We start from the raw sequence: 24,706 nt of genomic DNA, 5'->3' as shown, positions 1-24,706 counted from the left end.
TCATCGTGAGTGGAGCCACGGGCGCCGGAGCCGCTGGAACGAGTGGAACCGGTACGGAAGGTGCCCGTGGCTCAGCCACCGATGCACCCGACTCGCATGAGTCCCATGGATCCCAGGGGGGGACTGTGACAGACACCCGAGGCCGCGTCGGTACGGACACCGACGACGGTGCCTCCAGCGCCTCCGGTGCTTTGCCCGGCGAGCGGCAGCCGCAGCAGAGCAGCCAGCCGTACCACCCGCCGCAGGCGTACCAGGCTGCGCCCACCGGCTCGGTGAAGCGCCCCCGCACCGGGGCGCGCACCACCCCGCGCACGCGCAAGGCCAGGCTGCGGGTGGCCAAGGCCGACCCGTGGTCGGTGATGAAGGTCAGCTTCCTGCTGTCCATCGCGCTCGGCATCTGCACGATCGTCGCGGCGGCCGTGCTGTGGATGGTCATGGACGCGATGGGCGTCTTCTCCACCGTGGGCGGCACGATCTCCGAGGCCACAGGCTCGAACGAGTCCAACGGCTTCGATCTCCAGGCGTTCCTCTCGCTGCCGCGCGTGCTGATCTTCACCACGATCATCGCGGTCATCGACGTCGTCCTCGCGACGGCCCTCGCCACGCTCGGCGCGTTCATCTACAACCTGTCGGCGGGCTTCGTGGGCGGCATCGAGCTGACGCTCGCCGAGGACGAGTAGGGGTTTCCCGGGCGCCGGAACCCATCGATTTTGGGACTGGCCCGGACGTGCGCTAATCTTCAGAGGTCAGCGCGCGGGGCGATCCCGCAGAGCGCGGCGGGGCTATAGCTCAGTTGGTTAGAGCGCATCCCTGATAAGGATGAGGCCACAGGTTCAAATCCTGTTAGCCCCACCAGCCAGAAGACCCCCAGTCGGTGACGACTGGGGGTCTTTGGCATGTCTGGGGGCCGTCGGTACGTGCGCGGGGGCCGGGGTCGGTCATGCATGGGGTCAGCCATGCATGGGGTCAGCCATGCATGGGGTCAGCCATGCATGGGGTCCGTCCTGAGAGCGGTCCGTCCTGAGAGCGGTCCGTCCTGGAAGCGGTCCGTCCTGCGAGCGCCCGAGGGCAGTGAAAAGCCCCCCGGCCGCGGTGGCCGGGGGGCTGCTTCGAGGTTCCTCGGGGTGCCTACGGCTCCGGGGCGAGACGTTCCTCCTTGGGCACCCGGGTGTCGTCCTGGGCCTCCGGGTCCGTCGTCGGCAGGTGGCGGCAGCTCGGGGTGGCGCCGTGGGCCTCGGCGCGGATGCGTTGCTTCATCGTGGGCGGCAAGGACCGTTCGTACGCCGCCGCCCACAGGGCCGCCATCGCGGCCGTCGGGCTCGCGGGGCTCTCGCACGTCGTGGCGGGGCGTTCTGCCGGGGCGGCCGCCGTGGCGCTCGTCGTGAGTCCCAGCGTCGCGAGCAGGGCGAGGACGGCGGTGACGAGTGCGGTCCACAGCTTCATGGCCTTGGAGGCGGAGGCGGTCATGGCCCCTCACTTTCAGGTTGGGCGATTTGCGTACTTTCCTCATGATGTGTATGTCGAGCCCGAAGTGCGGGACCGACGCCGCCGCGCCGTCGATGTTCGGATGAACACCACTCGGACGGGTGCAAGCGGGCCGGGAGTTGAGGACGGCGGGAAGGGCCCGATCCAGGTCACCGACCGGTATCGGTCGGTGTGTATAGTCGGGCGGCAGAAGTCCCCTACGTCAAAGGAAAGACGAGGTCGCGCGGTGAAGAAGCTTCTCCTGGTCGCACTGGCCGCCATCGGCGGGCTCCTCGTGTACCGCCAGATCCAGGCGGATCGCGCCGAGCAGGATCTGTGGACGGAGGCGACTGACTCCGTGCCCACGGGTTCGTGAGCATCGACAGCAGTCTCGTCACAGGGCCCCGATCGCATGAGCGGTCGGGGCCCTGGGCTGTTCCGGGGCCCTTTTGCCCCGCTTCTTCTCCCGGGTGGCGGGGTTCCTCCGCCTCGTGTAAAAGGGCCGGCGACGTCAGCGCGTTTCCCCGGCGCGGTGCGGGTGGGCCGCCTTCACACCGCCTGAACGCCGTGACGTCACCCGGATAGTTCACTCGCGTAATTTCATTCCTTGCTTGAGCGAATCGGTGGAGGGTGAGGGTGGGGGGTCGGGGCACGCGGGCCCAGGTGAGGCGGTTCGCCGGGGCGGTGCTTTGCGGGGTGCTCTGCGCGACAACATTGCTGGTGGAGGGCGCGGCGGCACGGTCTCATGGGGCGGCGGGCGTGGCCCGGGCCGAACCGGGTCCGTACGCGTTCGCCGACGACGTGAAGAGCGTCGCCGGTGCGACGAGTACGGCGGGGAGCAGGATGCTCGTCCCCGGGGCGACGTACAGGAGCGCCATCGGGCACCCCGGGCCGGGGGCGACTTCTCCGGGGGCTTCGGGGGTTACGCCGTCTCCAAGGTCTTCGGGGTCTTCGGGGTCTTCGGGGGCTTCGCCGTCAGGGGCGGCCCGGGGGAGCGAGCTCTATTACCGGCTCGAGCTCGGGGCCCGGGACACCGTGTACGTCTCCGTCACCGCGCTGCCCCCGCCGGGCAGCCGCGTCGCCTTCGCCGACGGCGTCAAGGTGTCCGTGCAGGACGCCGACGGGTTCGCCTGCGACTACGGCTCCGCGCGGTTCGGCGCGTCGCTCGACCCGCGGCCCCTCACCGCGTCCGCGGCCCGCAGGGCGGGACCGGAGGTGCGGCGGTGCGGGACTGCCGGTACGTACTACGTCGTCGTCGAGCGGACCGTCTCCTCCAGGTCGCCGGTGTCGTCGGCGCCCGCGGAGAAACCGTCCTCCACGGAGGACTGGGATCTGGAGCTGTACGTCGCCTCGGAGCCGGCCCTCGCGAAGGCGGGCCCGACGACCCCGCCGCAGGCCTGGGACTCGATCGCACCGGAGCCGCCCGCCGGAGCGCCGCTGCCCCGCGAGGGCGGCAGCGGCTTCGCCACCGCCAGGGCACTGAGCACGGGTGCGTGGGCCGACCGGGTCAGGGCCGGACAGACCCGCTACTACCGCGTTCCCGTCGGCTGGGGGCGGCGCCTCTCCGTCACCCTGGAGATCGGTGGCGGCGCCCGCGGCGGTGACTACGTGACGTCCGCGCTCGTCATGGAGCTGTTCAACCCGGTACGGAGCCGGGTCGAGGACATCGACTCCGCGTACGACGGCCGGCAGCGGACGACCTCCTTGCCCGCGCTGCCGCCGGTCGCCCACGACAACCGCTACGAGGCCCTCCACCGGGTCTCGGGGATGCGGTTCGCCGGGTGGTACTACCTCGCGGTGCACCTCGACCCCGACGTGGGCGCCCGGTTCGGCACGGATGCCGTCGGCCTGACGCTGCGGGTGAACGTCGACGGGGAGCACCGCCGCGGACCCGTGTACGCGGGAACGCCGCGGCCCGCCGACGCGTTCACCATTACGGAGCGTGATGAGTCGGCAGCGCGGAAGGGGGTCGGTGGGGGTGGTTCCGGCGGGCCCGGGGCGGATGCGGACCGTGCCTCGGGGGCGCCGGGCGGCGAGGGCGGCGGCATGGCCATGAAGGTGCTCGCGGCGGCCGGTTTCGGTACGGGGACCGTGTTGCTCGGGGTTCTGGGGGTGTGGAGGGCGGTGGCGCGGCGTCGGGTACGTATGTCGGCCTGAGCGCCCTGATGGGAGGTCAGGAGCAAGTCGCCGTACGGGGGTCAGATCTGGCTGAGGGCCCAGAAGCCGAGCGCGAAGCAGGCCAGGGCGGCGAGCAGCATCGGCAGGGCCACCTTGGCGGGCGGCCCGGGACGCGTCGCGCGTGCGGCGGCACCGGCGGCGTGGCGCGCCTGATGCCGGGCCGGACGCCTGGCTTCCGGCAGCGGGCCGGGAGTGAGCGCGCCGCCGACAGGCACGTGCTCGGGCTGCGCGGCGTACGGCGAGACGGCGGCGTGGACGGGCTCTGCGGCTAGCGCCGGGACCCGGCCCGGGACTGGGCCCGGGCCCCGGCCCTGACCCGGACCTTGACCCGGGCCTGGGCCCGTACCTGGGACAGAGCCAGAGGCAGAGGCAGGGGGGTGGGGTGGAAACGGCGTGGGGGGAGTGGGGGGCTGCACGGGGTGCGGAGGCGGGGTCTGAGGCGGTGCCTGCGGCGGTAGGGCGGGCGGGGGGAGCGGGAAGCTGCCGGACTCCGACATCGGCGGGTGCTGGATCGGCTGGCGCTGGATCGGCGGGTGCGGCGTCGGTGGGTGCGCGGGGGGCGCCGTAGGGCGTACGGGTGCGGCGTTGGGGGTGTTGGGTGTGGGGGGTCCGCCCAGCTGGGGCACCGGGGCCGGTGTGGCCGGGGGTGGTGTTACCTGCGCCGGTGTCACCTGGGGGTGTGCGGCCGGGGCTTGGGGCATGGAGGGCTGGCCCATCGGGGCTTGGGCTACCGGGGCCTGGCCCATCGGGGCTTGGGCTACCGGGGCCTGGCCCACCGAGGCCTGGGCCACCGGGGCATGGGTCTCCGGGGCCGGTGAGGCCGGGGCCTGTGCCACTGGGTTCTGGGTCACGGGCCGTGCCCAAGGCTGAGGCGTTGCGGAGCCCGGTGTTCGGGGCTGGGCCGTGGCGGGGGCCGGTGCCCATGGCTGGGCCATGGGTTGGCCCGGTGTGTGGGGTGGGGGCGTGGTGGGGTCCGGTGTGCGGGGTGGGGGTGGTGGTTGCTGTGGGGGTGGTTGGGGGGCGCGGGTGAGGGGGCCTTCGGGGCCGAATCCCGTGGGCAGGGGCGCGAGTTGGTCGAAGATCTCGACGGTCTCGTCGTCGGGCCCGGCCTCGGGCAGCATCTCGACGGCGGAGGCGAGCGCCTTGCGCGCCCCCGTGGCGGTACGGAACCGCGCCTGCGGATCGGGCTGCAACAGCGTGGCGAGGACCTGCCAGAGCGGCTCGGGCACGCCCCTCGGTGCCCCCGGGGTGCCGTGCGCCGCGAAGTGCTCGATGAGGGCCTTGGCATCGGGCTTGGCGCCCTGGAGGAGGTACAGCGCGACCAGACCGGCGGCGAAGAGGTCCGCGGTGAAGTCCGGTTCGGCGCCCATCATCTGCTCGGGCGCGAAGTAACCGGGGGTACCCACCACGTAGTCCGTCTCGGTGAGCCGCGGCTCGCCCTTGCGCATGGAGATGCCGAAGTCCGACACCCGCAGGTGCGGCCGCCCCGTGCCGGTGGCCTCCAGGAGGATGTTGGCGGGCTTGATGTCACGGTGGACGACGCCCTCGGCGTGCACCGCCGCGAGACCGGCGAGGAGCTGGTCGAGCAGGGTGCAGGCGAACCGGGCGGGCAGCGGCCCGTAGTCACCGATCACATGGGCGAGGGAGCCGCCGGTGATCAGGTCCATGGTGAAGAGGACTTGGTCGTCGTCGGCGGCCCAGCTGGCGGGAGCGAGCACATGCGGATGGTCGATCCGCAGCGCCTGCTCCCGCACGAAGCGCAACAGTGTGTGAGCGTTCCGCTGCTGAAGGACTTTGGCGGCCACATAGCGGCGCCTGCGGTGGTCCCAGGCGCGCCATACGGCGCCCACTCCCCCGCGGCCGACCGGGTCGACGAGTTCGTACCGGCCGGCGAAGACCTCACCCATGGTCGTGCCCCCCTTCCGGGCCGCCCGGCAGCGGCCCGGTCGACGGCTCAGCTCTGGTGCGCCTCGTAGTGGGCGACGGCGTCCGCGGTGCGGCCCGCTCCGTACACCCGAAGGAACTCTGCCAGCTCCGGGTGGGTCGGGGCGAGCGTGTCCGCGGCATCGATGATGTCGCCCGCCGCCGCGACGGAGCGCAGCAGCGACTGGATCTCACGCACCACACGCTTCACGGTGGGCGCGCCCGAACTGGTCGTGCTCTGGGACGTGTTGGTCAGTACGGAACCCCCCTGGGACTTCTTGATCTCGTCCATGCGGTTGGTCGCCTCCGCGGCGCTCACACTGCCGTCCGCGACCTGCCCGGCCAGCTCCTGGAGGAGCTGGACGCGCTGGACGACGGCCGGATTGCCGATCTTGGCGCGCTGGCCGCTCATCAGCTGCGACAGCATGGGTGCGGAAAGACCGAGCACCCCGGCGAGCCGGGCCTGGTTCAGGCCCAGATCGTCGATGAGGCGACGGAAGAGTGCCCCCAGCGGCTCCCCGTACCAATTCCGCTGGAGCTCCCGTGCTCTGGCGGTCGATTCTTGTTGCGCTGCGTCCATGTTGCGTCTCCCCATCGCTTCCCCGAAGGACCGCGGTTCGCTGCCGCGAACCACGTCGAGCATCTTACGGAGAGTGGTCGCGGACGGGGACCCCCAATCCTTTTGCGAGATCCGGGGGGAGACCCGGTACTCTGGTCTGCGACGCCCGCCGGGTGTGCTCCGCACACACCGGCATCGTCACCCTCGGGGCCTTAGCTCAGTTGGTAGAGCGCTGTCTTTGCATGGCAGATGTCAGGGGTTCGACTCCCCTAGGCTCCACCCCACAAAACCCCTCCGACCTGCGGAAACGCGGGCGGAGGGGTTTTTGCTGCCCAGGGGGAGGGCGGGGCCGGGAGGCGTGCGGGGAGGCGGCTTCGGCGACGTCGGCAGTGGCGTCAGGAGGCTGGAGGCCAGGGCCCGAGCGGGGGCCGGGTCGGGGTTCGGGGCGGGGTCCGGCTCAGGGGCAGATTCATGGGGTCGCAACAGGGTTGTGCCCAGGGCGCGCTCAGGGGCGCGGTGCCCGGGTCGGGCTCGGGGCGGTGACCGAGGGTGGGGTCGGATGCCGGGCCCGGGGCCGCAGCCGGGATCTTGGCCGGGACTCAACCGGGGTCGCGGCCGGGACTGCGGCCGGGACTGCGGTCGGGGGCGCGACCTGGGCGGTGAGAGCCTCCAGGGAGATCTTGAGCGCCCCCGCGAGGGGTAGCCCGTGGCCGCCCGTATTGGTTTGCAGATGTACTCTCGCGCCGCCTCCGCGTGCTTTCGGCCACCCCGGCGGAGGCGCGCGGATCGATCAGCACTTTGCTCACGCTACTTGACCGTTGTTCAGTAGTCGGTCGGTCCCGGACGCACGAGGTGGCCGCCACGAGGGGATGTGGCGGCCACCTGATGCGGTGCCGGTGAGGCGCGGGGCCGTGCCGGCCCTGTGGCGTCAGTGGTTGTTGATGCCGTTGCCCGAGAGCGCCGGGATGTCGTTGAGGATGTGCGACAGCGGCTCGTCGCCCTTGGCCTGCGTGGAGTTCTCGGTGCAGATCTGCTTCTGCTCCGCCGAGAGGATCGGGATGTCCTGGACGGCGACGTTGACCAGGCCCACGAGGGAGCCGACGTTGGCGTCGACCGGGATCCCCAGGCAGAGCTTGTTCAGGGAGCCCTGAACCAGCGTCATCTGCGGGCTCATGTTGCCCTTAGTGGCGGAGTTGCCGTACGACTCCTCCGCGCCGTTGCCGCTCATGGACTCGGTGCCCGAGTCGTCACCGATGGCCAGGGCCGTCGGGGCCGCGAGCGCGGTGATACCGACGGCGGCGATGGCGGCGCTTGCCAGCATCTTCTTCATGGTGAGGGTTTCCCTTCGGAGACTGGCTCCGTTGCGGAGCCGCATGCTGATGAACTGCGTGGTGGAACGATGGTTTCGGCGAGTAGCCCGGTCAGCGGAACGCTGTGCCCGGCCCGCCGACGACGGGGTACGTCACCGCCCGTCTCCGGCCCCCGGACCGGGCGCGACGCCACAGCCGGGCGGGCATCGAAGCCGGGCGGGCGTCGAAGCCAGGCGGGACGCCGGGACCGGCAGGACACCGGACCGGCAGGACACCGGACCGAAAACAGCGGGCCGCCGAGGAGAGGGGGCGGCCCGCTGGCTGTTGGCCGGTGTCAGTGGTTGTGGGTGCCGTTGCCCGACAGGAGCGGGATGTCCTGGAGGATGTGCGACAGCGGCTCGTCGCCCTTGGCCTGCGTGGAGTTCTCCGTGCACTGCTGGGTCTGCGGCGCCGAGAGGATCGGGATGTCCTGGATGGCGACGTTCACGAGACCGACGAGCGAGCCGAGGTTGGCCTTCGCGGGCAGCGCGATACAGGGCTTGTTGAAGGAGCCCTGGATGAGCGCCATCTGCGGGCTCATGTTTCCGTAGGTGGCGGAGTTGCCGTACGACTGCATGGCGTCGTTGCCGCTCATCGTCTGGGTGCCGCTGTCGTTGCCGATGGCGGACGCCGTGGGAGCCGTGGCAGCCGCCGCTCCGACAACAGACGCCGATACCGCGGCCGCGGCCATAACCTTCTTGAGCACAGCATTTCCCTTCTGGATATGAACCCCGTCCCTGGAGCACCCTGAGCAACTGCGCCGGACCTGCGTAGTTGCTGCGGTTCACTCTGATGGACCATTAGTGGGTCTGCCGCGATGCTTTTATTACCTCTTCTCGCGAGGTGCTGTACGGATAATCCGATTGCTTGCCGTGTCGGTCGTGCGGTGCACGGGGGAGTGTGAAATTCGGAAATGCGCCGGTTCGCTTCCTGGCCACGAAAAGATCCGATGGAGTGAATGAGCGGAACCAAACGTCCGAGGGTGAGTTGAACAGCCCGCAGCAACCTGTGCGTTCGCCCAGAAAAGGAACAGCAAATGCTCAAGAAGGCAATGGCAGCGGCCGCAGTCGCAGTCTCCGTCGCCGGTATCACCGCCCCCACCGCGACGGCCATCGGTGACGACAGCGGTACCCAGTCGATGAGCGGCAACGGTGCCAAGCAGTCGTTCGGCAACTCCGGCACCAAGGGCGACATGAGCCCGCAGCTGTCCCTCGTGCAGGGCGCCCTGAACAAGCCCTGTGTCGCCATCCCGATCGACGCCAACATCGGCTCGCTCGTGGGCCTGGTCAACGTCGCCGTCCAGGACATCCCGATCCTCTCGGCGGAGCAGAAGCAGATCTGCGCCCAGAACTCCACGCAGGCCAAGGGCGACGAGCCGCTGTCGCACATCCTCAGCGACATCCCGCTCCTGTCGGGCAACGGCACCAACAACGGCTGAGCCCGACGTGCCGCGGGCCGCTCGGGCCGCCTCGACTCCTTCGAGCGGGGTGGCCCGCGCGGCTTTTCGCTGTCCGGCCGCATTCGAGTGACGTGCTGAACTCCCGGATGCTGCCGGTTTCTTCTGTGCTTGTCGATCGTTGGTCAGGACTCAGGACTCAGGACTCAGGTCGCGGTGCGGGTGTAGATGCTGCCCGCCCGGCTCCCACCGCCGTCAGGCGCGACCCGACAGAAGGGAAATGTTATGCAGCTCAAGAAGAGTGCAACCGTCTTTGCTGGTGCCGCCCTGGCGCTGGGCTTCGGTGCTCCGGCATTCGCCGACGCGGGTGCCGCCGGTGCGGCCGCCCACTCTCCGGGTGTCATCTCCGGGAATGTCCTGCAAATTCCCGTTCACGTTCCCGTCAACGTGTGCGGGAACACGGTCGACATCATCGGTCTGCTGAACCCGGCGTTCGGCAACAAGTGCGTCAACGACTGACGTAGCGACTCAGCCGTCCGGCTGTGTCTCCGCCGGCCTTGGCAGGCCCCATGGTTTCCAAGGCCGGCTTCCCTTCGCGCAGAGGAAGACCAGTAGATTGCGACAGGCCCTCACCAAGGGGATGCTTTCTGCGGCGGCCGCCACGAGCATCCTGTCCCTGCCCGGTCAGTCCGCGCTGGCCGCGGACGCGCAAGGGCAGGCCACGGGTTCGCCCGGCTTCTTGTCGGGAAACAACGTGCAGGCCCCGCTGGAGGTGCCGCTGAACGTCTGCGGCAATTCGGTGAACGGCGCGGCCGCCCTCAACCCGACCGCGGGCGCCTCCTGTGCGGGTGCCGCTCCGGCCGCCCCCGCACCCCGGCCCGCTCCGGCTCCGCAGCCCGCGCCCGCCCCCGAGCGCGCGGCTCCGCAGCCCGCCCCCGCGCCGCAGCCCGCCCCGGCTCCCAGGCCCGCCCCGCGGCCCGCCCCCGAGCGTGCGGCCCCCGCGCCCGCGCCCGTGGCGAAGCCGGCGCCCGCGCCCCGGCCCGTGCCCGAGGTGAAGCCCGCTCCCGTTCCGCAGCCACCGCCCAAGGTGAAGCCCGCGGCGGCGAAGCCTGTGGCGGTGAGGCCCGCGCCTGCCCCGAAGGCTGCACCCGCCCCGAAGCCCGCACCTGCCCCGAAGGCCGCGCCCGCGCCCAAGCCCGCGCCCGCTCCGAAGCCCGCCCCGGCTCCCGAGCGCGCGGCGCCCAAGCCCGCGCCCACCCCCCAGCGCACGGCCCCCAAGCCCGTGGCGGAGGCGAAGCGAGCGCCGGTGGCGAAGCCCGAGCGCGCCCCCAAGGCCGCTCCCCAGCGCACGGCACCGAAGCACGCGGCGCCCAAGCACGCGGCTCCGAAGCCTGCCGTCAAGCGCGAGTCCTCCAAGCCCGCGCCCAAGCACGCGGCGCCGAAGCACTCGGCCCCGAAGCACGCGGCGCCGAAGCACGCGGCGCCGAAGCACGCGGCTCCCAAGCACGCGGCTCCCAAGTCCGCTCCCAAGCCCGCCCTCAAGCGCGAGGCTCCCAGGCCCGCGCCCGAGCGGGTGGCTCCGAAGCCCGCCCCCGAGCGGGCGGCTCCCGAGCGCGTGGCGCCGAAGCCCGCGCCGGAGCGCGTGGCCCCCAGGCCCGCGCCCGCGGTGAAGCCCGCGCCCGCCCGGCCGCACGGCGGCGGGGTCGGCGGCTCCCGGGCCGAGGGCGGTGCCACGCACTCCCCGGGTGCGCTGGCGGGCAACGTGCTGGACGCCGTGCTCGACGTGCCGGTGGACGTGTGCGGCAACACGGTGGACGTCGTGGGGGTCCTCGCGCCGGCCGTGGGGAATGCGTGCGACACCCCGGCCGAGGCACCGCACCGGCCGCGGCAGCCGCACCGTCCGCACGAGGACCCGCCGCGGCCCGAGCGCCCGGACGACCGGGTCGTGCCGCCCGAGGAGCAGCCCCGGGCGCCGCGCGAGGTTCCCCGGGCCAGGGAGGTCCCGCAGGAGGCTGGACCGCGGCCCGTAGAGCGGGCGGACGTGCCCAAACCCCGGGCGGGCGCGCGGCTCGCGGAGACCGGTACGGACCAGAACGCGCTCGGGATGGCGGGCGCCGCTGCCGGGCTGCTGCTCGGTGGGGTGCTTCTCTACCGGCGTGGACGCCGCGTGTACTGAACCGGGGTACGCACCCCGAGCCGGAGCGCGCTCCCCCTGCGCGCGGGCGCTCGGGTGACGGAATGACAACTGAAGAGCCGGACATGCACGGAGTCGGGCAACGAAGGAGGACGGACGGGTCGGCGACGGCCCGTCCGTTCTTCATGCGTGTGCGTGTGCGTGTACGCGACTTTCGCTCGCCCAATGGGGGGATGTGAGGCAGCGAAGGGTTAAGGACTCGTTTGGCGCAATAGGAATACATATGACGGAACGTCAGTATTCCTGAGCAGGTCCCACGAGGAGCACTCATGCGTCTTGCTTTTGTCGCCGCCGGAATCATCGCGGTGACGGCGGTCACCGCCGGGCCGGTACACGCCGTCGCACGCATTCCCGCGCCGGAACCGCCGCCCGCTCCTGCCGTACCGAAGGTGCCGGAGTCCGTGCAGGCTCCCGCCATCGGCGCCTACCTCGACTACGGCCCCGACGGCGTCGACCGGATGACCGACCTCAGCAAGTGGCTGGACGGGACCGAGCTGCGGGTCGGGCACACCTATCTGCCGGGCGACCGCTGGAGCAACATCGAGGGAGCGCCGCGCTTCCTGGAGAGCTGGGCGGCCTGGCGCAAGGCCAAGGACGACCGGATGTTCGTCCTCAACGTACCGATGATGGAGCGCAACGAGGACGGTGTCGACGACTGGGAGGTGCGCGGGCTGCTGCGGCGGGGTGCCGCCGGTGCATTCGACGAGCACTACCGCGTCCTGGCCGAGCGCCTCGTCGGCCTCGGGGTGCCGGACACGGTGATCGTGCTGGGCTGGGAGATGAACGGCACCACGTACACCCATCGCTGCGGCCCGGATCCGGATTCCTGGAAGGCGTACTGGAAACGCATCGTCAAGACCATGCGTGCGGTTCCTGGGCAGAAATTCGCCTTCGATTTCGCCCCGAGCCGCGGGCGGGACGCCATTCCCTGGCCGGAGTGCTATCCGGGGGACGAATCGGTCGACATCATCGGCATGGACTCGTACGACCAGCCGCGCGGGATGACATTCGACGAGCAGGTGCGCGAGGAATACGGCCTCCAGCATCACGTGGATTTCGCGAAGGCGCACGGCAAGCCCGTCTCGTACCCCGAATGGGGGCTCTTCCGCAACGGTGACAACGACGAGTACATGCGCCGGATGCTGAAGTGGATGGGGGAGCACAAGCCGCTGTACAACACGGTCACCGACTACTGCCCGCACGGCGTGTGGCAGTGCAAGGACAACCCGAAGGCCACGAAGGTCTACCGCGAGGCGCTGTCGGGGCTGCCGGTGAACCCGACGCCGAAACCGAACGACCCCGCGCGGCCACCGCATTGTTCGCCGCTGGACCTGGGTGACTGGGTCGAGTACTGGCTGGGCGGCAAGCTGTGTCTGCGGTTCGACTGGTGGGAGCGGAAGGAGCCGCCGCGGGCCTGAGTCCCCGGCGGCGGCCGGGCGCGGGGGCGGAGGCGTCACGGGGCGCCTCCGCCCCCGCCCTCACCCCCCGCCCTCACCCCGCCTGCCCGGCCCGCCGTCCTTGCCGTTCCTGCTGATCCCGCCGTTCCTGCCGATCCCGCCGTACCCCTCGCGCCCACTCCCGTGCCGAGGCCTCGCAGACCGCGGCCGTCAGGAGGGGGGCCGTGCGGCCGCGGGCCAGCAGGAAGCGGCGGTTGGGGGCCGCGGTGGGGCGCCAGTGGTGCTTGTACGGTTCGTCGCCGCGCAGCAGGCTCAGGGTGCGCGGCTGCTCGCCCGAGGTGTGCCGGGTGCAGGCGTCGAGCAGCATCGTGGCGACGTCGACCTTGCGTTCCCGCAGGCTCGGGTGGGCGCCGTAGAGGTAGCCGCCCGCGAGGCGCGACGACAGGAGCGTCAGGTCGGCGGCAAGGACCTCCCCGTCCACCAGGAACTCCGTCACCACGGCCTCGCCCGCCGCGACCATGGGCGGCACCGCGCGCAGCAGATGCTCGCGGAACCGCGGCCGCAGGTGCTCCGACGTCACCTTGCGTCCCTGCCACTGGAGTCGGTGCAGGCGCAGCAGCGTGCGTACGGTCGACTCCGCCTCGTCCGCGGGGACGACACGGTGCCGCACACCGGCCGCGGACAGCTTGCGCAGCTTGGCCCGGGCGCGCTGCGAGGTCGTCGAGGGCAGCCGCTTCAGGAGCTCGTCCACGGGCAGCGGGGGCAGTTCGAGGCAGCGGGAGTCCACCAGTTCGCGGCGCGGGCCCTGCCAGCGTTCGCAGACGCGCTCGACGCACGCGCCCGCACGCACCTCGCGGAAGTCGATCGGCGCGGTACGGGCGAGGGCCCGCAGCCCTTCGGTCAGCGCGTCCGCGGCGCGGTCGCGGATCCGGGCGGAGAGCAGGACGTCCGCGAAGTCCGAGATCGCGCCGCCGAGCGGACGGTGTGCGGGCACCGGCGCGTGCACCCGCATCAGGGGCGCCGCCGCGACCAGTTCACCGCCCTCGCGCACCAGGACCACGCGCAGCCGTCCCGGTCTGCCGTACGAGCGCCACCACGAGGCCAGCCACGCGTGGCTCTGGAACGAGGTCGCCTCCTCGCACTCCTGATAGAGCCGCCGCCAGGGCCCGGCGAGGGCCGCGAACTCGCCCTCGTCCACGCAGAGTCCGGTGGTCAGGTCCGTCGTCACGCGCCGCTCCCGACCTCGGCGCCGCGGGGCCGCACCAGGAGCACGAGGCCCCCGAGCAGTCCGCCCGCGCACAGGCCGACCAGTGTGCTCACCGCTGTGGAGAGGTTGGAGGGCGCGGTGGGTTCGACGGCGCGCGAGAACGGCAGGAGCTTCACCTGGGTGCTGTCCTTGGTGTGGTTGGCGCCGGTGGTCAGCGCGCGGGACACCGCGTTCGCGAGGACGGCGGCGTCGTCGGACCGGGCGGCCGATGCGGCGACGGAGATCATGGGGGCGTCGGGGGACGTCGCCACCTTGACGCGGTTCCGCAGCTCGCCCGGCGACACCCGCGCGGCGACCTGCGCGTCGCCGAGGACCGCGAGCTGGGTGGCGACCTTGCCGTAGGCCTGCGCGAAGCCCAGAGCGGTCGCGGGGTCGGTCCTGCCCTGGGGCACGGCGACGACATAGCTCGTGGCGGTGTACTCGGGCGCCTGCGTCAGCCCGTACGTGCCGCCTGCCAGGGCGCCGAGGGCGGCGCAGGCCGGGAGGATGGTCCAGCGGGGCAGCCGGGCGAGGGGGGCGAGGCGGGTACGCAGCTCGGCGCGCAGGCGCGCGCCGGGGGACGCCTGCGCCGTGCCGCCGCCGTGCCCCGCGGAAGCGGCCGGGGCGTCCGGCGAGGAGGCCTGGGCTCCGGGCCGGGTGGCCGTGGAGCTGGCGGAGGACGTGGGGGCCGTGGGGGCCGTGGGGACCGAAGGGTTCGGAGGGGCTGTGGAGCCCGGGGAACTCGAAGGCGCCGAAGAGCCTGAAGCGGGCGAAGAGGTCAAAGAGGTGGGTGAGGGCGAAGAGGTCGAAGAAGTTGGAGAGGGCGAAGAGGGCGAGGGGGCAGTTGCAGGGGCGCTTGAGGGGGCGCGCATCAGGGGGGTCACCTCCTGGTCGGGGCCGCCCAGCACGGACGCGTACACGTCCATGAGCCGGTCGGCGCTGCGGGTGATGTCGTAGTGCCGCACCGCGGCGGGCACCGCCCGGTGCTGTGACAGGTGGCCGCCGCGGCGGTGCAGGCCGTGCAGGCCGTTCAGGGCCCGGGCGAAGGAGTCGGGGTCGCTCGCGCAGTGCGCGGAGTCGACGCGCGCCCGCGCGGGCAGCGCGTCGACGGCAGGGCAGGACGAGTACAGGACGGGCAGCCCGGAGGCGAGGCCCTCCATGAGGGCGAGGCCGAACGCCTCCTCCGGCGAGGGGGACGCGAGGGCGTCCATGGCCGCGAGCAGGGAGGGCAGGTGGGCGGCGGCCCGGACGAGTGGGCGCGGGGCCTCCTCGGGACCGGTCTCGCCCGCGAACCGCACCCGCTCGGCGATCCCGAGCCGCGCGGCCAGCAGCCGCAGCTCCCGCTCCTGCGGCCCGGCCCCCACCAGCAGGACCCGTACGTCGTCGGGGAGCAGGGAGGCGGCGCGCAGCAGGACGTCGAAGCGCTTGCCCTCGGTGAGGCGGCCGACGCCGCCGATCACGAAGGCGTCGTCGGGCAGGCCGAGCTGGGCGCGCGCCGCCGCGCGGGCGGCCGGGTCGAAGGCGAACCGGTCCACGTCGATGCCGTTCGGCACCACCCTGATCCGCTGCCACGGCACGCCCCACCGGTGCAGCCGGGTTCCCACGGCCGGGGACACGGCGACGGTCATCCGGCCGAGCCGCTCCCCGGCGAGGTACAGCGCGCGCACCCCGGGGGTCAGCGGCCGCCCCTCCATCTGCGAGTCCCCCAGGGAGTGTTCGGTGGCGACGACCGCGCGCACCCCGGCGATCCGGGCGGCGATCCGCCCGTACAGGCAGGCGCGGTACAGATGGGTGTGGACGACGTCGTAGCGCCCCGCGCGGATGAGCTGGACGAGCCGGGGCAGGGCGGCGAGGTCCCGGTTGCCCGCCATGCCGAGGTCGGTGACGCGGGTGCCGTCGGCGGTGATGCCGCGGGCGACGCTGCCCGCGTTGGTGAGGGTGAGGACGTCACAGGTGGCGGGTACGTGGCGCAGGAGCAGGCGCAGTTGCTGCTCGGCGCCGCCCATGCCGAGGCCGGTGATGACGTGCAGGACCCTCACGCGGTCACCGCCGCCGGCGCGGATGTCAACGCCTCCGGGCGGGGCGTGCGGCCGCGGGGGCCGCCCGTGGCCTGCTTCAGGCGCAGCCGCCAGGCGGTGTCCCGCTGGCCGATGTGCATCCGGGGCAGCGCGAGCGGTCCGGTGAGCTCCCCGGGCGCGATGGCGCAGGCGTAGCCGTACCCTGCGGCCCGTACGGCGGCGAGTACGCGCGGGTCGGCCTTCCCGTACGGGTAGCAGAAGCCGTGTACGTCCTGTCCCGTCAGGTCGGTGAGGGCGGCGCGGCTGCCCGCCACCTCCTGGTGCAGGGCGTGGTCGTCGGCAGCGGTGAGGTCGATGTGGGTGTGGCCGTGCGAGGCGATCTCCATGCCGTGCGCGGCGGCGCGCCGGATGCCGTCGGCGTCGAGGAGGGGCTTGCGGGGGCCGAGCGGGTCCCAGGCGTTGTCGCCGCCGAGCCTGCCCGGCAGGACGAAGACGGTGGCGGTGCAGTGGTAGCGGTGCAGCAGGGGCACGGCGTGGTCGAGGAAGTCGCGGTACCCGTCGTCGAAGGTGAGCCCCACCAGGCCGCGGGCGCGCCCCCGCCGTGCCGCGTCGAGGAGCCGCCGCATCGACACGCCGCGCAGCCCCCGGCGACGCAGCCAGGCCAACTGCGCGTCGAGCCGCTGCGGCGACACGGTGATCCTGTACGGGTCGTCGGCGGGGTCGGCCACGGAGTGGTACATCGCGATCCAGGGCGCGGTGCCGGCCGTGCGCGGCGCGGGCGTGGCACCCGCCGGGCGCGCGCGGCGGTTGCGGTCATCGGTCATGGCGGCGTCGCTTTCGTGTGACGGAGCGAAGGGCACGGGCGGTCAGGGCGTGCCCGCGGGCGGCACGCGGCAGCGCGGCGCACCGGCCGAGGACGTACGCGCACGGCCACGCCCCCAGGGCCCGGCCGAGGAGCAGGAACGCGACGGCCACGACGAGGCCGCCCGCACAGACGGCGAGCGCGGGCGGCCCGGCGTGGTGCGCGCAGAGCGCGCCGAGCGCCGCGGACCCGGCGGCGGCGAGCCCGAGCCGGGCCAGCCGGCCGACGACGGCCCGGGTGCGCAGGGGCACGGCGCGCGGCCCGAGCGCCCGCAGCAGGAGCGCCGCGGTGACGCAGATACCGGCGGCGTTGGCGCCCGCGATCCCGTACACGCCAAAGCGGCCCACGGTCAGGGAGCCGAGGCCCGCCGTGGCGACGATGCCGAAGGCCATCGCGGCGAACGGCGCCCAGGTGGCGCGGCCGACGGAGAAGTGCGCGCGGGCGAGGGCGCCCACCAGGGTGTGGCCGAGCAGCCCGAGGGCGTACACCCGCATGACGGCGGCGGTGGTGGCCGTGTCCGTGCCGGTGAAGGCGCCGCGTTCGAAGAGGAGCCGGGCCAGGGCCGGGGCGCAGGCGACGATCGCGGCGGCACCGCAGAGCACGACGGCCCCGGCGAGCACGAGGTCCCGCTCGACCCGGTCGCGCGCCCGCCGGGTGTCGCCGTCGGCCAGGGCGCGGGCCACCACGGGGAAGGTGACGGTGCACAGCATCAGGGAGAGGACCATCGGCATCTGCGCGACCTTCTGCGCGTAGTTCAGATGCGAGATGGCTCCCGCGGGCAGCGAGGACGCGAGGAACCGTTCGATGAGCACCTGCGCCTGGCGGCAGAGCGCGAACAGGAGCACGGTCCGGATGACGGCGGTCTCCAGGCGCACGGCCGGTTCCCCGGCGGTACGCGCGACGGGCGGGGGCGCGGGCGTCCTGGCGGGCGCGGCCGTCCCCCGGTGCCGCCGCAACTGCCGCCAGAGGGTGGGGGCTTGTACGAGGACCATGCACGCCCCGCCGACGGCGACCCCCAGGGCCGCCGCCCGTACGCCCAGGGGCGCGGCGAACAGGGCCAGGGCGGTGATGATGGCGGCGTTGTAGACGACGTACACGGCCGCGGGCGCGACGAAGCGCTGGTGGGCGCGGAGCGCGGCGCTGGCGTAGCCCGCGAGGCCGAAGGTCAGGGCGCAGGTGGCCGTGAGGCGGGTGCAGTCCACGGCGAGCCCGGGGTCGGGCAGGCCGGGCGCGAGCAGGGCGACCAGGAGGGGTGCGGCGGCGATGAGCGCGAGCCCTGCCGCCACGAAGCACAGGGCCATCCTCGGCAGCGAGGTGACGACCAGGGCACGTACGGGATCGGGGCCCGGGCCCGAGCCGTGGCCCGGTCCGGGGCCCGGACCGGACGCGGTCGCGGCGCGGCGGGCCAGGGCCGCGCTGAACGCGGGCACCAGGAAGAACGCGAGCCCGTCCTCGATGAGCAGCGTCGCCGCCATCTCCGGCACGGTCCACGCCACCAGGAACGCGTCGGTCTCGCTCCCGGCCCCGAAGAAGTGGGCGAGCACCTGGTCCCGCACCAGGCCGAGGAGGGATCCGGCGACGGTCAGCGCGGCGGTGACGGCGGCGGCCCTGGCGAGGAAGGAGGGGCCGCCGCCCCCGCCGGAGGCGGTTCCGGCATCCGAAGCCGAAGCCGAAGCCGGTACCGGTACGAGCACCGGCGCGGGCTCCAGCGGTGCGGGGGCGGCGGGGGCGGTTGCGGTGGCGGGGACCGTGGCCGGAGCCGTCGGCCCGGTGCCGGGCACGGCTGTCATCGGGCGGCTCCGGCCACCGGGCCCCGCAGCCCCCACCAGGCGCACCCACCGAGCGCGACCGCGGTCAGAACGGTCGAAGGGCCGCCGATATCCGCGTACACGAAGTCGACCAACTGCCAGACGAGCAGCCCGCAGGCCACCAGCGCGCAGTCCACCTCCGCCGACGGCGACCCGCCCGGGCCCCGGGCCCCGCCGCGCCGTACGCGCACCCGCGCCCACCCCCGTACCGCGCAGGCGAGCAGCGCCAGCCAGCCGCCCGCGAGGGTGAGCAGGCCGAGGAGGCCCTGTTCGCTGAGGATCAGCAGGTACATGTTGTGCGGGGAGAGCAGCGGCTGGCGGCGGAACTCACTGCCGGCGCCCGCGGTGTCGCTGCCCGACGACAGGGCGAGGGAGGCGTGGCCGTCGCGGTGCTCGGGGAAGCCCTTGAGGCCGACGCCGGTCACCGGCCGCTCCCGCCACATGTCGACGGAGGCGCCCCACATCGCGTACCGGTCGGTGACGGACTGGTCGGGGGCGTCGGTGACCTGGGTGATGCTGCTGAGCCGGTCCTGGAGCAGCTGGGAGCCCATGCCGAACCCCGCGACCAGGACCACGGCCGCCGCGGCGGCCACGAGCGCCGTCCGCAGCGCGTACCGCACCCCGGCGAGCAGCAGCACCACCCCGACGGCCGCCGCCGTGGCGATCCAGGCGCCGCGGCTGAACGACAGCGCGAGCGGTACGGTCAGCAGGCCCGCGCAGGTCAGCGCGGCCGCCCGCTGCCGGGGCGCGTGCGGCCTGAAGGCGAGGGCGAGGGCGGCGACGAGGCCGTAGGACACGACCGTCGCCATGCCCATCACGTCCGTCGGCCCGAACGTGCCGACGGCCCGGATGTCCTCGCCCGTGTACGAGGCACCGGTGCCGGTGAGGTTCTGGTGTACGCCGAGAGTGCCCTGGAAGAGCGCGAGCGCGACGAACGCCCAGGCGAGCAGGCGGAACTGGCGCGCGTCCCGGACGAGGACCACGGTGGCGGCGGGGACCAGGACGAAGACCTGGAGGTAGCGGGCGGCGCCGGTGAGCCCGGTGGCGGCCGACGAGGAGGCGCACGCCGCCACGGCGATGCCGACGACCGGAAGGCCGAACAGCACGGCGGCGGTCCACGTCAGGGGGCGGCGCGTGGTGCGGACGACGTGGACGAGGGCGCAGCCGACGACCAGGGCGGAGAACGCGTCGGCCGGGGTGGACCCGGAGCCCTCGCCGTCCCCGGCGGGGACGGGCAGCGCGAGCAGGGCCACCAGGAGAACGAGGGGGACGACGGAGACGACGGAGACGACGGGGACGTCGGTGAGGACCGGCCGCAGGGCGTGTACGGAGATGCGTACGGACGTGCGCGCGGGCACACGTACGGGTGCACGTACGGGTGCACGTGCGGCCGGGGTGGCCGGGGCGGAGGCGAGGGCGTGGTCCACGGCGTCGTCTCAGCTCCCCGTACGGCGCAGCAGGCACCCGACGGTGCGCAGCAGGATGCAGAAGTCCTGCCAGAGCGACCAGCTGTCGATGTAGGCGTTGTCGAAGCGGCACCGGTCCTCGATGGAGGTGTCCCCGCGCAGCCCGTGGATCTGGGCGAGTCCGGTGACGCCGGTCTGCATGCGGTGGCGGTGCGCGTAGTGCGGGTGGCGGCGGCTGAACATGTCGACGAAGAAGGGGCGTTCGGGGCGCGGACCGACCAGGCTCATGTCCCCGCGCAGCACGTTCCACAGCTGTGGCAGCTCGTCCAGCGAGGTGCTGCGCAGGAACCGGCAGAACGGACTCATGCGGTGCTCGTCCGCGACGCTCCAGCGCGTGTCCGACTCCCCCGGGTCGGTGGGCCGGTGGGTGCGGAACTTCAGCAGCGTGAAGAGGCGGCCGTCCTTGCCGACACGTTCCTGCCGGAAGATCACGCCGGGCCCCTCGGTGACGCGGAGCACCAGGGCGCAGGCGGCGAGCAGCGGCCCGCAGAGCAGGAACATGACCCCTGCCACGACGACGTCGAGCAGCCGCTTGGCCGGGCTGGTCCGCAGCGGCCGCCCGGTGCCGCCGAGCGGGCGGCAGCGGAACCCGGCCACGTGCAGCGGACGTGCGCCGTCGCGGGGCGCGGGGTGTGCGACGTGCGCGGGGCGGTGGTCCACCTCCCACAGCTCGACACCGAGCCCGCGCAGCGCGGGCATCCGGGCCTCCTGGGCGGGACCGCCACCGGCGAGGAGCAGGACGGCTCGGACGTCGTTCTGGATGACGGCTCGGTGGAGTTCGTCGTTGGTGGAGAGGAGCGGGACCTCGGGGGCGGGCGGGGTGGGGTGGTCCTGGGCGGGGGGTGCGGGGACCGCGGGGGGTGCGGGGGCCTTGGAAGCCGCGTGGGGCTCGGGGGCGGTGGGGGGTGCGGAGGCCGCGTGGGTCTTGGAGGTGGCGGGGGGTGCGGAGGCCGCGTGGGCCTCGGGGGGTGCGGAGGCCGTGCGGGCCTCGGGGGCAGCGGGGGGCGCGGAGAGCTTGGGGGGTGCGGAGGGCGCGGGGGGTTTGGGGGGTTCGGTGGCGGTCGTGGGGGGTTGGGGGGTCGGCTGCCGAACCGTTTCCGTTCCCGGCGCCGGTACCGCCGCCCCCCTCGTCGCCGCGTGCTCGTCGTCCGCGGTGTCCCCCACCACCCCGACAGGCCGAAGCCCGCACCGCGGTCTGCGCAGGAGTGCCGCCGCCACGCCCCGGGCCTGGCCGCCGTGGCCGATGACCAGGACCGGCCGGGGGCTGCGCCGGACGGCGGCCCGCCGGTGCCAGTGGACCAGGGCGCGGCAGCCCGCCCCGAGCAGGCCGTGCACGGTGGCCGCGGTGAGCAGGGCGGTCAGGGGCAGCGGCGGTACGGCGGGGGCGAGGGCCGGGGTGAGGGCGGGGGCCATGAGCGCGGTCACGCACCAGGCGAGGGCGATCCGGCCGCAGAGCGCGGGCAGTTCGTCGAGCACGGCGGGCGCGAGCGTGTCCGCGTACAGCCGTCCCTGGACGTTGAGGGCGAGGACCCCGGCGAGCAGCAGCGGGAGCAGGACCGGCGAGCGGTACGGGCCGGGGAGCAGGAGGAAGGCTGCCACGGCGGCGAGGGCGTCGGCGGCGAGCAGGGCGGTGGCGTGGCGTCCACGCAGGCCGTGGCTTCCGCGCAGGCCGTGGCGTCCACGCCGGCCGCCGGTGCCACTGGGCCTGGCCTTTTCGGTCGTCCTGGCCTGGCCGGTGGTCCTGGTCTGGCCGGTCGTCCTGGCCTGGCCGGTGCTCCTGGCCTGCCCGGTGGTCCTGGTCTGGCCGGTGGTCCTGGCCTGCCCGGTCGTCCTGGCCAACCCAGTAGACCTGGCCTGCATGGTCGGCCCGACCTGCGAGGTCGGCCCGGCTTGCCCGGTCACCCCGGCCTGTCCGGTCACCCCGGCCTGTCCGGCCACCCCGGTCTGTCCGGTCAACCCGGCCTGCGAGGGCTGCTCCGCCTGCCCGGCCTGGGAGGGCCGTCCTGCCGGTGCGGCCTGCGGGGGCTGCTCCGCCTGTCCGGTCCCGGAGGACCGTCCTGCCTGTCCGGCCCGGGAGGGCTTCCCGTTCGGCGTGGTGACGGTTCGTTCCGCGCTCACGTGGTACTGCACTCCCTGTGCTCGGTGGGCGCCGTGCCCAGAAGTTCGCGGTACACCGCTTCGACCGCGGCCGCCGTGTGCCGGGCGTCGTGGTGGTCCAGGACGTGCGCGCGGCCCTGCCTGCCGAGGCGCTCGCGCAGGGCGGGGTCCCGCAGCAGGGCGGTCAGGGCCCCGGCGAGCGCGGCCGGGTCGTCGGGCGGGACCAGGGCGTGCTCGTGGTGGCCGGGCGGCAGGCTCTCGCGGGCGCCGTCCACATCGGTGAGGACGACGGCGCGGGCGCAGGCCATGGCTTCGAGGGGCGCGAGCGCCATGCCCTCCCAGCGGGACGGCAGGACCACCACGTCGGCGGCCTGGTACCAGGGCAGCGGATCGGCCGCCGCGCCCGCGAACGTCACCGGCCACGCGCCCGCGGCCGGCACCGGAGCCGCGTCCGCGAGCCCCCGCAGCGCCGCCGCGTCCGGCCCCTCGCCCACCAGCACGAGACGGGCACCGGGCACCCGTGCGGCCACCCCGGGCCAGGCGCGCAGGAGCACGTCCTGGCCCTTCTGCCTGCACAGCCGCCCCACGCAGACCACGAGCGGGTCGTCGGGGCCGACCAGGGGTACGGGCAGGGGGCCGTGCGGAGCCGTGAGCCGGGCGCGGGCCGCTCCCGGGCCGGGGTCCGCGGGTACGAAGCGCTCGGGGTCGACGCCGTTCGGTACGACCGAGCAGGGGCCCGTGATGCCCGCGCGGCGCCCGGTGTCCCGCTCCGCCTCGCTGACGCAGAGGGTGCGCGCCGTCCAGCGGGCCGCGTGCCGCTCCCAGGTGCGGGCGAGCAGTGCGACGCCGCCGTCGACGGCCTCGAACGACCAGGCGTGCGGCTGGAACACGGTGGGCACGCGGCCGCGTACGGCGACCCGGGCGGCGAGCCCCGCCTTCGCGCTGTGTGCGTGCACCAGGGTGGGCCGGACGGCGTCCACGATCTCGGCGAGGCCGCGTACCTCGGAGCGCAGTCCGGGGCCGGGGGAGCGGGCCGCCGCCCACGGGTGCACGGGCACGGCCGCGGCCCCGGCCGACCGGGCCAGGGTGCCGCCGTCCGGGCAGGCCAGGTGCACGTCCATGCCGGCCGCGAGCTGCGCGGCGACCAGGTCGGTGACGACCCGCGCCACACCGCCGTCGACGGGCTGGCTGACGTGCAGGACCCGCGGGGCGGGTGCCGGGTTCGAGGAGGCAGAGGAGTGCGAGGGCAGGTGCATGCACGACTCCTTGGGTTCCGTGGTCAGGACGGCGGAATACGCGCTACCGGGGCCTGTCGGCGGGCCGGGGGACCGTGCCCCCCGGCACATCCACCGCCGCGAAGAGCACCCCGATCCACGCCGCGTCCGCGCGCGAGGACACCCGCAGCGTCAGCTCGCCCCGCTGCCCGCGCAGCCGGTCGCCGAGGGGCAGCACGTCGGAGTCGTAGCCCAGGGTGTTGGCGTACGCCGGGCTCCTGCGGGCGGGTGGCCCCGGCTCGCTGACGGTGGAGTTGAGTACGTCGTCGGAGGGGTTGGCGGGGTCGGAGAGGGGGGCGGGACCGCTGCCGCGTCCGGCGGACACGCGCAGGGCGTCACCGCGGACACCGCGGTCTCCGTCGTACGCGACGACCCCGACGACCCCACCGGCCATGCTTGGCCCGTCGGCCTCGACGGCCCCACCGGCCATGCTTGGCCCGTCGGCCCCGACAACCCCACCGGCCCCGCTCGGCCTGTCGGCACCACCGACCCCGTCAACACCACTGACCCCCTTGGCTACGTCGGCCCCGACGACCCCACCGGCCCCCTTGGCTCCGTCGGCCCCGACGACCCCACCGGCCCCCTTGGCTCCGTCGGCCCCGACGACCCCACCGGCCCCACCAACCCCCCCGACGCCACGCCCCGCACCCACCCGCACCTCCGCGTGCTCCCGCCCCGGCGCCCCGAAGGAGTCGAAGCCGTCCCACAGCGAGAGGGAGCGCAGTGGCTCGTCCGCGTTCTCGTACGCCACGACCAGCGTCCAGCCGCCCCACGCCCCGGTCCTTGAGTGCCCCTTCGCCGTGTTGACCTGCGCCACCGTGTAGAGGCCCGCGCCGGAGTCGCGTACCAGCGAGGTGACGTCGGCGGAGGCCTGGAAGGCGTCCGCGCCGTGGGCCGCCTGGTGCCCGACGAGGGTGTCGGCGAACAGGGCGCGGTACCGGCCGCCGGGCTCGGCGATCAGCACCCGGCCGCTGTGCTCGGGCGGCTTCCGCTCACCGGCGCGGAGGTTGCCGCCCCAGTAGAGGCGGGCGTAGGAGACCCGGGACCCGGCGGGCATCCGTACCTCGCCCGCACTGGAGTTGTAGGTGTTCGGGTCGTCGTCGATGTCCGTGTGGGACATGTCGAAGCCGTGGTTCGCGCCGGGCCCGCCGCGCCGCACGTCCGCGCACGCCGCCGCGCCCGCGGCCGCCGACTGGGTGCGGGGCACGGGGCGGCGGCACGTGACCACGGAGTTGGCGGCCCGGACGAGCCCGCCGTGCTGGACCGCGTGGTACCGCTGCGCGAAGGCGATGCGTACCTCCTCGCCAGACGTCGCGGGCACGGCCGGGGCGCCCGCGACGGTGCCGTCCAGCGTGAGGCAGCCGGTGAGGGCCAGCAGGACGACGACCGTCCGACGCACCCGACGACGCAGGCCCAGAAGATGACGCATGACGGCACTGGCCTTCCATGGTGTGAAGAGTTCCGAACCACGGCTG

19 protein-coding genes, 2 tRNA genes and 2 pseudogenes are annotated in these 24,706 nt (G+C 73.9%); 9 read left to right on the top strand and 14 right to left on the bottom strand.

Features of this window, described 5'->3' with window-relative positions; translation table 11 throughout:
* The first annotated feature begins 5 nt into the window (after positions 1-5).
* Together ACH4DX_RS28025 and ACH4DX_RS28020 are read left to right on the top strand one after the other, a co-directional pair.
* Positions 6-680, top strand: coding sequence for a DUF3566 domain-containing protein (locus ACH4DX_RS28025; RefSeq protein ID WP_398119456.1), 675 nt, complete (start codon positions 6-8; stop codon positions 678-680).
* Positions 681-778: 98 nt separating this feature from the next.
* A tRNA-Ile gene (locus tag ACH4DX_RS28020) sits at positions 779-855 on the top strand.
* Between the two features lie 273 nt (positions 856-1,128).
* Here the strand turns inward: ACH4DX_RS28020 and ACH4DX_RS28015 are convergent.
* Positions 1,129-1,467, bottom strand: coding sequence for a DUF6344 domain-containing protein (locus ACH4DX_RS28015; RefSeq protein WP_398157195.1), 339 nt, complete (start codon positions 1,465-1,467; stop codon positions 1,129-1,131).
* 244 nt (positions 1,468-1,711) lie between these two features.
* On the opposite strand from ACH4DX_RS28015, the gene ACH4DX_RS28010 reads away from it, so the two are divergent.
* Entirely contained in the window at positions 1,712-1,840 is a 129-nt protein-coding gene (locus ACH4DX_RS28010) for a DLW-39 family protein (protein WP_003999697.1), read from the top strand.
* A gap of 367 nt (positions 1,841-2,207) precedes the next feature.
* Here the strand turns inward: ACH4DX_RS28010 and ACH4DX_RS28005 are convergent, their stop codons facing one another.
* Positions 2,208-2,342, bottom strand: coding sequence for a hypothetical protein (locus ACH4DX_RS28005; RefSeq protein ID WP_398157194.1), 135 nt, complete (start codon positions 2,340-2,342; stop codon positions 2,208-2,210).
* 157 nt (positions 2,343-2,499) lie between these two features.
* Between ACH4DX_RS28005 and ACH4DX_RS28000 the strand changes: the two genes are divergently transcribed.
* On the top strand, positions 2,500-3,621 hold the full coding sequence (locus ACH4DX_RS28000; protein WP_398157193.1) for a hypothetical protein: 1,122 nt from the start codon (positions 2,500-2,502) through the stop codon (positions 3,619-3,621).
* A gap of 41 nt (positions 3,622-3,662) precedes the next feature.
* On the opposite strand, the gene ACH4DX_RS27995 is transcribed toward ACH4DX_RS28000, so the two are convergent.
* The gene (locus ACH4DX_RS27995; protein ID WP_398157192.1) at positions 3,663-5,549 is read right to left on the bottom strand and encodes a protein kinase; all 1,887 of its coding nucleotides are present in this window, start codon (positions 5,547-5,549) and stop codon (positions 3,663-3,665) included.
* 47 nt (positions 5,550-5,596) lie between these two features.
* Positions 5,597-6,145: a helix-turn-helix domain-containing protein gene (locus ACH4DX_RS27990; RefSeq protein WP_398119493.1), complete on the bottom strand. Its 549-nt coding sequence runs from the start codon at positions 6,143-6,145 to the stop codon at positions 5,597-5,599.
* 185 nt (positions 6,146-6,330) lie between these two features.
* Here ACH4DX_RS27990 and ACH4DX_RS27985 point away from each other — a divergent pair.
* A tRNA-Ala gene (locus ACH4DX_RS27985) sits at positions 6,331-6,403 on the top strand.
* A 649-nt stretch (positions 6,404-7,052) separates the two neighbouring features.
* Here the strand turns inward: ACH4DX_RS27985 and ACH4DX_RS27980 are convergent.
* Positions 7,053-7,454, bottom strand: a complete 402-nt coding sequence (locus ACH4DX_RS27980; RefSeq protein WP_398119495.1) for a rodlin — start codon at positions 7,452-7,454, stop codon at positions 7,053-7,055.
* A gap of 314 nt (positions 7,455-7,768) precedes the next feature.
* Entirely contained in the window at positions 7,769-8,179 is a 411-nt protein-coding gene (locus tag ACH4DX_RS27975) for a rodlin (RefSeq protein ID WP_398119497.1), read from the bottom strand.
* 330 nt (positions 8,180-8,509) lie between these two features.
* Here ACH4DX_RS27975 and ACH4DX_RS27970 point away from each other — a divergent pair, with 330 nt between their 5' ends.
* From ACH4DX_RS27970 to ACH4DX_RS27955, 4 genes are all read left to right on the top strand, one after another.
* On the top strand, positions 8,510-8,911 hold the full coding sequence (locus ACH4DX_RS27970) for a rodlin (protein ID WP_398119499.1): 402 nt from the start codon (positions 8,510-8,512) through the stop codon (positions 8,909-8,911).
* A gap of 243 nt (positions 8,912-9,154) precedes the next feature.
* Positions 9,155-9,388, top strand: a complete 234-nt coding sequence (locus ACH4DX_RS27965) for a chaplin (RefSeq protein ID WP_398119501.1) — start codon at positions 9,155-9,157, stop codon at positions 9,386-9,388.
* Between the two features lie 97 nt (positions 9,389-9,485).
* Complete coding sequence (locus ACH4DX_RS27960) at positions 9,486-11,045, top strand: chaplin family protein (protein ID WP_398157191.1); 1,560 nt, start codon at positions 9,486-9,488, stop codon at positions 11,043-11,045.
* A gap of 287 nt (positions 11,046-11,332) precedes the next feature.
* A complete protein-coding gene (locus ACH4DX_RS27955) occupies positions 11,333-12,481 on the top strand; it encodes a glycoside hydrolase family 26 protein (protein ID WP_398157190.1) in 1,149 nt (382 codons plus the stop codon).
* A gap of 73 nt (positions 12,482-12,554) precedes the next feature.
* On the opposite strand, the gene ACH4DX_RS27950 is transcribed toward ACH4DX_RS27955, so the two are convergent.
* From ACH4DX_RS27950 to ACH4DX_RS27915, 8 genes and pseudogenes are all read right to left on the bottom strand, one after another.
* The gene (locus tag ACH4DX_RS27950; RefSeq protein WP_398157189.1) at positions 12,555-13,688 is read right to left on the bottom strand and encodes a GNAT family N-acetyltransferase; all 1,134 of its coding nucleotides are present in this window, start codon (positions 13,686-13,688) and stop codon (positions 12,555-12,557) included.
* 872 nt (positions 13,689-14,560) lie between these two features.
* Positions 14,561-15,745, bottom strand: a pseudogene (locus ACH4DX_RS27945) (glycosyltransferase); the annotation flags it as partial.
* Positions 15,742-16,548 (bottom strand): polysaccharide deacetylase family protein, encoded by an 807-nt coding sequence (locus ACH4DX_RS27940; RefSeq protein ID WP_398157188.1) that lies wholly within the window; start codon positions 16,546-16,548, stop codon positions 15,742-15,744. The pseudogene ACH4DX_RS27945 and the gene ACH4DX_RS27940, both read right to left, overlap by 4 nt.
* Positions 16,538-18,376, bottom strand: a complete 1,839-nt coding sequence (gene murJ, locus ACH4DX_RS27935) for a murein biosynthesis integral membrane protein MurJ (RefSeq protein WP_398157187.1) — start codon at positions 18,374-18,376, stop codon at positions 16,538-16,540. Before murJ ends, ACH4DX_RS27940 begins: the two co-directional genes overlap by 11 nt.
* On the bottom strand, positions 18,373-19,713 hold the full coding sequence (locus ACH4DX_RS27930) for an O-antigen ligase family protein (protein ID WP_398120033.1): 1,341 nt from the start codon (positions 19,711-19,713) through the stop codon (positions 18,373-18,375). Before ACH4DX_RS27930 ends, murJ begins: the two co-directional genes overlap by 4 nt.
* 117 nt (positions 19,714-19,830) lie before the next feature.
* Positions 19,831-20,664, bottom strand: a pseudogene (locus ACH4DX_RS27925) (sugar transferase); the annotation flags it as partial.
* Between the two features lie 1,310 nt (positions 20,665-21,974).
* Positions 21,975-23,213, bottom strand: a complete 1,239-nt coding sequence (locus tag ACH4DX_RS27920) for a glycosyltransferase (RefSeq protein ID WP_398119513.1) — start codon at positions 23,211-23,213, stop codon at positions 21,975-21,977.
* A 43-nt stretch (positions 23,214-23,256) separates the two neighbouring features.
* Positions 23,257-24,660 carry a DUF3344 domain-containing protein gene (locus tag ACH4DX_RS27915; protein WP_398157186.1) on the bottom strand — a complete coding sequence of 468 codons (1,404 nt, stop codon included), beginning with the start codon at positions 24,658-24,660 and terminating at the stop codon, positions 23,257-23,259.
* Positions 24,661-24,706: the final 46 nt, after the last annotated feature.

The sequence above is a fragment of the Streptomyces sp. NPDC017940 genome (genome assembly GCF_044328435.1).
GTDB lineage: Bacteria > Actinomycetota > Actinomycetes > Streptomycetales > Streptomycetaceae > Streptomyces.
This window is presented reverse-complemented; position numbering and strand designations above follow the sequence as displayed.

Excerpts from the sequence above, each read along its gene's own strand:
- ACH4DX_RS28015 (WP_398157195.1), bottom strand. The coding sequence starts at position 1,467 with ATGACCGCCTCCGCCTCCAAGGCCATGAAGCTGTGGACCGCACTCGTC.
- ACH4DX_RS28005 (WP_398157194.1), bottom strand. The coding sequence starts at position 2,342 with ATGGCGCTCCTGTACGTCGCCCCGGGGACGAGCATCCTGCTCCCCGCC.
- ACH4DX_RS27995 (WP_398157192.1), bottom strand. The coding sequence starts at position 5,549 with ATGGGTGAGGTCTTCGCCGGCCGGTACGAACTCGTCGACCCGGTCGGC.
- ACH4DX_RS27990 (WP_398119493.1), bottom strand. The coding sequence starts at position 6,145 with ATGGACGCAGCGCAACAAGAATCGACCGCCAGAGCACGGGAGCTCCAG.
- ACH4DX_RS27980 (WP_398119495.1), bottom strand. The coding sequence starts at position 7,454 with ATGAAGAAGATGCTGGCAAGCGCCGCCATCGCCGCCGTCGGTATCACC.
- ACH4DX_RS27970 (WP_398119499.1), top strand. The coding sequence starts at position 8,510 with ATGCTCAAGAAGGCAATGGCAGCGGCCGCAGTCGCAGTCTCCGTCGCC.
- ACH4DX_RS27965 (WP_398119501.1), top strand. The coding sequence starts at position 9,155 with ATGCAGCTCAAGAAGAGTGCAACCGTCTTTGCTGGTGCCGCCCTGGCG.
- ACH4DX_RS27955 (WP_398157190.1), top strand. The coding sequence starts at position 11,333 with ATGCGTCTTGCTTTTGTCGCCGCCGGAATCATCGCGGTGACGGCGGTC.
- ACH4DX_RS27940 (WP_398157188.1), bottom strand. The coding sequence starts at position 16,548 with ATGACCGATGACCGCAACCGCCGCGCGCGCCCGGCGGGTGCCACGCCC.
- murJ (WP_398157187.1), bottom strand. The coding sequence starts at position 18,376 with ATGACAGCCGTGCCCGGCACCGGGCCGACGGCTCCGGCCACGGTCCCC.
- ACH4DX_RS27920 (WP_398119513.1), bottom strand. The coding sequence starts at position 23,213 with ATGCACCTGCCCTCGCACTCCTCTGCCTCCTCGAACCCGGCACCCGCC.
- ACH4DX_RS27915 (WP_398157186.1), bottom strand. The coding sequence starts at position 24,660 with ATGCGTCATCTTCTGGGCCTGCGTCGTCGGGTGCGTCGGACGGTCGTC.